Origin of the sequence: Lutibacter sp. (assembly GCF_013139515.1) — a bacterium.
Lineage (GTDB): Bacteria > Bacteroidota > Bacteroidia > Flavobacteriales > Flavobacteriaceae > Lutibacter.
Genome location: NZ_WTAR01000001.1, coordinates 1 through 7,319, shown reverse-complemented (window position 1 = coordinate 7,319; position 7,319 = coordinate 1). Strand labels below are relative to the sequence as shown.

At 32.2% G+C, this 7,319-nt stretch carries 5 protein-coding genes; all 5 read right to left on the bottom strand.

What is annotated here, in order from left to right; translation table 11 throughout:
• Positions 1-32: 32 nt before the first annotated feature.
• Complete coding sequence (locus tag GQ540_RS00025; protein ID WP_291795424.1) at positions 33-980, bottom strand: PKD domain-containing protein; 948 nt, start codon at positions 978-980, stop codon at positions 33-35.
• A 20-nt stretch (positions 981-1,000) separates the two neighbouring features.
• Positions 1,001-2,476 carry a RagB/SusD family nutrient uptake outer membrane protein gene (locus GQ540_RS00020; RefSeq protein WP_291795422.1) on the bottom strand — a complete coding sequence of 492 codons (1,476 nt, stop codon included), beginning with the start codon at positions 2,474-2,476 and terminating at the stop codon, positions 1,001-1,003.
• Positions 2,477-2,492: 16 nt separating this feature from the next.
• On the bottom strand, positions 2,493-5,576 hold the full coding sequence (locus tag GQ540_RS00015) for a TonB-dependent receptor (RefSeq protein ID WP_291795419.1): 3,084 nt from the start codon (positions 5,574-5,576) through the stop codon (positions 2,493-2,495).
• A gap of 421 nt (positions 5,577-5,997) precedes the next feature.
• Positions 5,998-6,375 carry a cupin domain-containing protein gene (locus tag GQ540_RS00010; RefSeq protein WP_291795417.1) on the bottom strand — a complete coding sequence of 126 codons (378 nt, stop codon included), beginning with the start codon at positions 6,373-6,375 and terminating at the stop codon, positions 5,998-6,000.
• A gap of 21 nt (positions 6,376-6,396) precedes the next feature.
• Positions 6,397-7,319: heparinase II/III family protein (locus tag GQ540_RS00005; protein ID WP_291795414.1), on the bottom strand; the 923-nt coding region annotated here is incomplete at its 5' end.

Below are 7,319 nucleotides of genomic sequence, written 5' to 3'. Positions count from 1 at the left end.
GTTTTTTTTAATTTTTTTACTATCTACCAAAATTAGTTTGCTGCATAAACTTTAACATTATCAAGATAAACATCTACATCAGTTACGGCATAAATCATTATAGAAATTTCACCACTAGCATTCGTAGTGAATTCTTGTCTAACTGTTGTATGGCTTGTTTTTCCTTTAACTTCATTTGCAATAAATTGAGAAATAGGAGTGCTTGCAACTGCATCAACACCGTCAGCAAAGTGACCATCTAAAATTTCTGAAATGATTCTATTACCTTCTGGAGCAACACCTGCTTGTTCTTCAGGAGTCTTTATAGCATATTCATATTCTAGGATATATTTAACTGTACGATCAGCTAATGTAGGAGATACTATGATTGCTTGGTATGCATATCTAGTACTAGAGCTTAAATAAGCTCCTGCAGAAGTGGATTTGGTCCATTTTGCACCTGCTGTTTTAGATCCATTATCTGATCCATCATAATTTGTATAAGAACCATCTGAACTTGAGTTAAAAGGACTAGTCGTTCCTCCTGTAAAAGAAGAAAATTTCCAATCACTTTGACCGTCACTCATATCTCCATTCAAAATTGTTACTGGAAGAGGTACAAATCTATCTACTACATCAACATCTAACGTAACATTAGTTGATGCCTCATTTGCATCCATAGCAGTCAATGTCACAGAATAAGTACCTTCACCAGCTGCAAAAGTATAGCTAGGGTCTTTATCTGTTGATGTATTTCCTTCTCCAAAATCCCAAAGATATTTGATAGATTCTGTTGATAAATTATTGAATTCTATAGTTTTGAAATTAAATGCGTTTGGAATATAAGCAAAATCAGCCGTTGGCAAACTAGTATCTTCTAAAGAACCAGTCTCAGGCAAATCAAACTCAAAAGCTTCTTCACAGCTTACCGATAAAAACATTACCGATACGCATAACACCAACTTTATAGTGTTTTTGAAAATATTTAATTGATATTTCATAATTTTTAAAGTTTATATTATTATTGAGGGTTTTGAGTTAAAATACCATCACTTAAATTAATTTCCCTTGCTGGGATTGGCAATAATAATCTTCTCATATTATAACTTGTATATCCCATTGCTGTGGCATGTGCACCTAATACATCATGTGCAATTCCTAATCTTAGTAAATCAAAGAAACGATGATTTTCAAAAGCCAATTCAACTCTTCTTTCAAGCAGTAAAGCATCTACAGTCAATACTGAAGGACGATCTGCAATAGCATCAAATCCAGCTCTAACTCTAACTTCCATATAAGAATTTATTGCATTACTATCACTAGTATCTCCACCTGCCATTGTTGCCTCTGCGTGCATTAATAACACATCTGAATAACGTAAAATAATCCAATCATTACCTGCTAATGATGGAGATCCTCCATAAGTAGGAAGATTTGTATCCGAAATATCAGACCCGTCTGGTAAAAACTTTATTACTTCAGCATTCTCTGGTATAGGAAGGTGAGCATCATCACCAAAAGCTGCATAAGAGACACCTGTTCTGTTTCCACCAAAAGCTATAAAATCTTCAATAAGATTTGGATTAACAATATTTAGTCCATCCTGTCTACCTTGACGTTTATAAGAAGTAAATTCAGATGAAAAACCTTGGCTTTCTTCTGGGTTTCCTGATAAGTATTGAACCGCAAAAATAATTTCATTGTTTAATTCGTTGTAGAATACATTCCTATAATTAGCTTCTAAAACTAAACCGGAAGTACTAATAACATCCTCGCATAATTGTTTTGCAAGCCCATATTCACGCGATGGTTGCGTTAGATAAACTTTTGCTAAAAGTGCTTGAGCCGCAACTTTTGAAGCTCTAGACTTATGTGCATTATCAAGATGAGTAACCCCTTCTTGCAAATCTGATACAATTTGCTCATAAACTATTGCTTCCTCAATTCTAGTAAAAAGCAATTCTTTTTCATCAGCACCTACTACAGTAGTTACCAATGGTACACCTCCATACAATCTTACTAAGTTAAAATACGCGTAGGCTCTTAAGAACTTTGCTTCAGCAGTATATTTATTAATGTTTGTAGCATCCGCATTTTCAATATATTTTAAGACAGTATTTGCTCTAAAAATAATCTCATACATAGATTGGTAATAGTCTTCAGACTGAATATTATCTGGCTCAACTATAAATCTGTGAAAATCGGCTCTTGAACCTTCAAGTGTTTTACTTCTTGTATTATCAGAACGATGCTCTGTTAAAAGATATTCTAATTGAACTCCTCTATTGTATCTTGCAGAGCTTGACTCTGTATTTTCATTTACCCCTTGTAAAGCATCATAAATCCCAATTATCCCTGCCAATACATCTTCATCGGATTCGAAAAAACTATCTGCAACAATTACAGAATCTGGCAATGGATTTAAAAACTCATCTGTATCACAAGAAATAAACATAGCTCCTGTTATAGCAAAAATTAAAAATTTTATATATTTCATAATAATATTTCTTTGATTAAAAATTAACGTTCAAACCAATTGATATGGTACGAAACAATGGTGTACCTGCTCTTTGGGCACCGTAAGATTGAGGTGTATTATTACCATCAATAAATTCTGGATTAAAACCGTGATAATCATCAGAAGTAATGTATAGTATATTCTGACCTGTAGCATATACTCTACATGATGCCATTCCTATTTTTGATAAAACATCTTCTGGTAAACTATAACCAATGTTTACATTTCTCAATGAAAAGTAACCTGCACTCATAACAACATCATTTGTCTGAACTCTCGGTTGAAGAAAAGAGGCATCAGGTATAATCCCTGCATCAACCACTGCTTGTTCATCAGAAGTAGCACCGTTCCATTGTGAAAAGAAGTACTGATCACCAATATTTTTCACTTCAGCACCTTGACTTCCTTGAATCATAAAAGAAAAATCAAAATTTCCATATTTAAAATCATTTGTCAAACTCCAAGTAATTTCTGGGTATGGGTCTCCTAATATTGTTTTATCATCATCTGTAATTAAACCATCACCATTCAAATCTTTAACGATAACATCTTCTGACATTCCGTTAATTGGAATCCAAGGAGAATCCCAGTATTCATCTGCTAATTCCTTATCTACTACATAACCATAAAAAGAAGAAATAGGATTACCTACTAAATTTATCCATTGTGAATTTCTTCCGAATCCATCCTCTGTTAACGCTCCGTTAGATTCACCATATTCAAGTAATTCATTTTTGTTAGTAGAGGCTATTAAAGTACTTTTCCAAGAAAAATTCTCATTAGCAACATTAATGGTTCTTAATTCAAATTCCCAACCACTATTTTCTACTTTTCCTAAATTCACGATACCATTATTAAATCCAGTAACATAAGACACTGGGTTGTTTAATAATAACTGATCACTCGTTCTTTTATAATAATCTAATGAACCTGAAATTTTTCCGTTTAAAAATCCATAATCTAAACCAGGGTTAAATTCCTCAGAGGCTTCCCATTGTAACAACAAATTAGCAATATTATTTGGTGAAACACCTGTAGAAATACTACCATCGGTAATAGCATTGGTATTATCCAATTGTGCCAAATAAGGCCAAGCGTTAATCAAATCGTCTCCTACATTAAAGTTTTCAGCACCAGTAAGACCATAACTAACTCTCAATTTTAATTTACTTAAAACATTATTTTCACTTAAGAAATCTTCTCTATCCACATTCCAACCAACAGATACTGCTGGGAAATTACCCCATTTTGAGTTTACACCAAAAACCGAACTACCATCACGTCTAAACGAAGCATTCACTAAATACTTATCTGCATAAGCATAAGAAACTCTACCAAAATATCCAATTTTATTTTTCTCAATATTATATTCACCTTCTGAAATAATGGTGGTTGCACCTTGTAAATTCTTAAGTAAATCATTAGAATACCCAGTACCCACAATTTGGCTGGTTTCTTCTTTTCTTTTTTGGATAGTCACCCCTGCCAAGGCACTAATTTCGTGATTACCAATTTGTGTATTGTAAGACAAGGTATTATCAGAAATCAACCTAGTTTTAAATCTATTTTGCAATAGATATTGAGCTCTACTTGCTCCAGATGCATGGTGTTCTGTTCCATCCCACCTAGTTCTTTTACGTTGCTCTATAGTTACCCCTAAAGATGTCTTAGCTATAAGACCATCCATAAGTTCATATTGCAAATAAGTAGAGGCTAATAATTTTGTGTTGTACTCATAATGTTCTCTTTCTAAATATTGTGCAGCAGGATTTGCATCACCAGAGGTACGAGGTCTATTATCACTACCGTCACCATTTAAATCTAATTCAACCAAATGATTTTCATAAAAATAATCTCCCACTCCTACATCTGGGTAAGAATTTCTATCGATAAATTGTAATGTTTCTTCTGTATGATAAATAGGCAACCATGGGGATTGTCTTATAGGATTATGTATGGAAGTAGGTAAAGCTCTTCTTTTTGAAAAAGAAGGTGTAGCACTCAATCCAAATTTCACCTTTTTACCTATTTTACTGTCTAATTTCAACTTTGCAGAATACAATTCGTAGTTATCAGTTAACACAACACCTTCATCCTCAAGATATCTTAACGATGAGGTAAATTTTGTATCTTCAGTCCCACCACTTGCTGATAAAGAGTGACTAGTGATTAACCCTCCATCAAAGAAAACATCTTGCCAATCTCTGTCAATACCAGTAACTTCAACTATTTTTAGTGCATATAGGGTAGCTTCAGAAATCTGACCAGTAGCAGCTAACTCTTTAGCTGCCCAATCAGCAGTACTTTTCTTATAATCATCGCTTCCAAACGCATCTTTATATCCAGTAAACGTATTGTAAGAAAATTTTGTTTTTCCTTCTTTTCCAGTTTTTGTGGTAATAATAATTACTCCATTAGATCCTTCACTACCATAAATAGCTGCAGATGCGGCATCTTTTAAAACTTCAAAAGACTCAACATCATTCATATCCAGGCTTCCTAAAAATTCTGAATCTACAATTACACCATCAACAACTACAGCTGGTCCAGAATCAGCAGTAATCGATCCAAACCCCCTAATTGTAATGGTAGGAGCAGCACCTGCTTCTGCTGAACTTGCCTGAATGTTTACACCAGATACTTGACCTATAAGAGCATCATCTACACGAGATACTGCAATTTGATCTAAATCTTCATTAACAACTTTAGAAATTGCTCCTGTTAAGTGACTTTTCTTTTGTGTTCCATAACCGATAACAACTACTTCATCAAGTTGACTTGTATCTTCTTCTAAAACAACATTTAAAACTTTTTGATTTACAATTGGTATTATTTTATTTTTAAATCCCAAAAATGAAACTTCTAAAATATCACCTTGCTTCACATTTAAGGTGAAATTACCATCAAAATCAGTTGTTGTTCCTCTAGAACTTCCTTTAATTAAAATATTTACACCAGGAATTGGTGTGTCATCAGTTTGAGATACTACTGTCCCAGTAATAGTAAAGCCTTCCTGAGCTATTAAATTAATGTTAACCATTAACATTAAAAATAGCAATAGCTTGATTTTTAAATTCATAATATATTATTTTAGTTTAAAGTGATATTTTTATTAATACTTTTAGTATTAATGAGTTAAGATTTCCATCTTTTTTTTAATCACTTCATAAAACAGTAACTCTATTAAAATCAAATGTTTTTAGTATTTTTGTAGAATACATGTTTTATTTAAAGTGAATCATGTTTTTTACTTCCCTCAGAAAAGAAGTAATTTTTGAAAAGGACAGGTGTGCACCTGTCCTTTTTTTTTGCTAATTAGTATCGATCATATATGTATTTAGTTTTATTAATTTGGTTTACCAAATTGGTCTACCAGTCTGGTAAACCAAATATATATTAAATATTTTAATAAAAAAAATAATTAACATTCTTATTTACAACGTTTGCGTAAACTATTATTTATTCATAAAATCTTCCGTAATTGGACTAGCAGATTTATTTTACGACTCTTTATCTCCAAAATAAGATACCGCACCACCACTTAAGAAATCCTCTCTTACAGGACTAAATGTGTCAATTAGCATCCCTTCTTCTATACAAATCGCACTATGCAATAAATTAGGTTCAATATAGACTCCATCTCCTGCTTCTATAATTTTCTTTACTCCATCAATTTCAAATTCAAATTTACCTGAAACACAATAAGTAGCTTGTGTGTGAAAATGTTGATGTGGGGCACCTAATGCTCCATTCTCAAATTTCACTTGTACCATCATAATTTGATTATCATAACCTAAGAACTTTCGTGATACTCCTCCACCAAGTTCTTCACATTCCATTTCTTTTGTGAATACATACTTTTCACTATATCGTTTCATAATTTTTTAATTTATTTGTTTTTAATTAATAATTGTATAATAAAATGGCCCAACCCATTGATAGGATTTTTTGTTGATTTCTAGTGAATGTTTTCCCTCTTTTGAAGCATTACTATTTGAAATAATGAAAACATGTTGTTTTCCTTTTTTTGTTTTTATTTTAACTGAGGTATAGTCTTTTGAATCATATACAACTGAAATATTCTTTATGTTGCTATAGGCATTTACTGCAAATTCCGATACTGGACTATAAGTACCATGTGATTCAATAATAGAAGCAAAAACCACATCTTTTACATTCTTTTTTCTAAGAATAAGTGTTGGTTCACTACGTAAATTGTATTCTGGATCATTAGCTCCTATTCTTGCTAAAATAATTTCATCGTTTGAAGATGTTACTGAAGTGTACGAATAGAATTTATTGTTTAATAACCAATTCAGTTTTAAATTCTCACCATTTGAAACTGCTTGTGCTTCTTTAAATAAATGTTGATAACCATTAGAATTTCCTAAAATTTGAGGTATCTCTAATTTGGTAAAATCAAAACTTGTTTGCATAATTTGTCCTAAATAATAAAAAGGTAAATCGTATTGATTTTCATTTTCGGAAGTTACTCTCATAATATCCAACACATAAGGGTTTGGATAGTCTTCGTCCTTAATTGTAACCATTGTTCTGTGGAGATTGGTTCCCGGATAGGTGTTTTTTTCTTTTGCACTTGCTACTTGCAGATTATCATCTTCAACACTAAATAAATATTTTTCTGAATGATGTTTGCTCCCAATTTCATACTTACCATTAAAATGTGATGTTTCATTTTGAACAACAGTATTGTGAGAAATTGTTTGTTTCGCCCAAGTAGTATTTTCTTTTAAATAATTCCCTCCTCCTTTTTGCTCAATATTTACATAACGCACCAAACCATAATCTTGCACAACCTCAT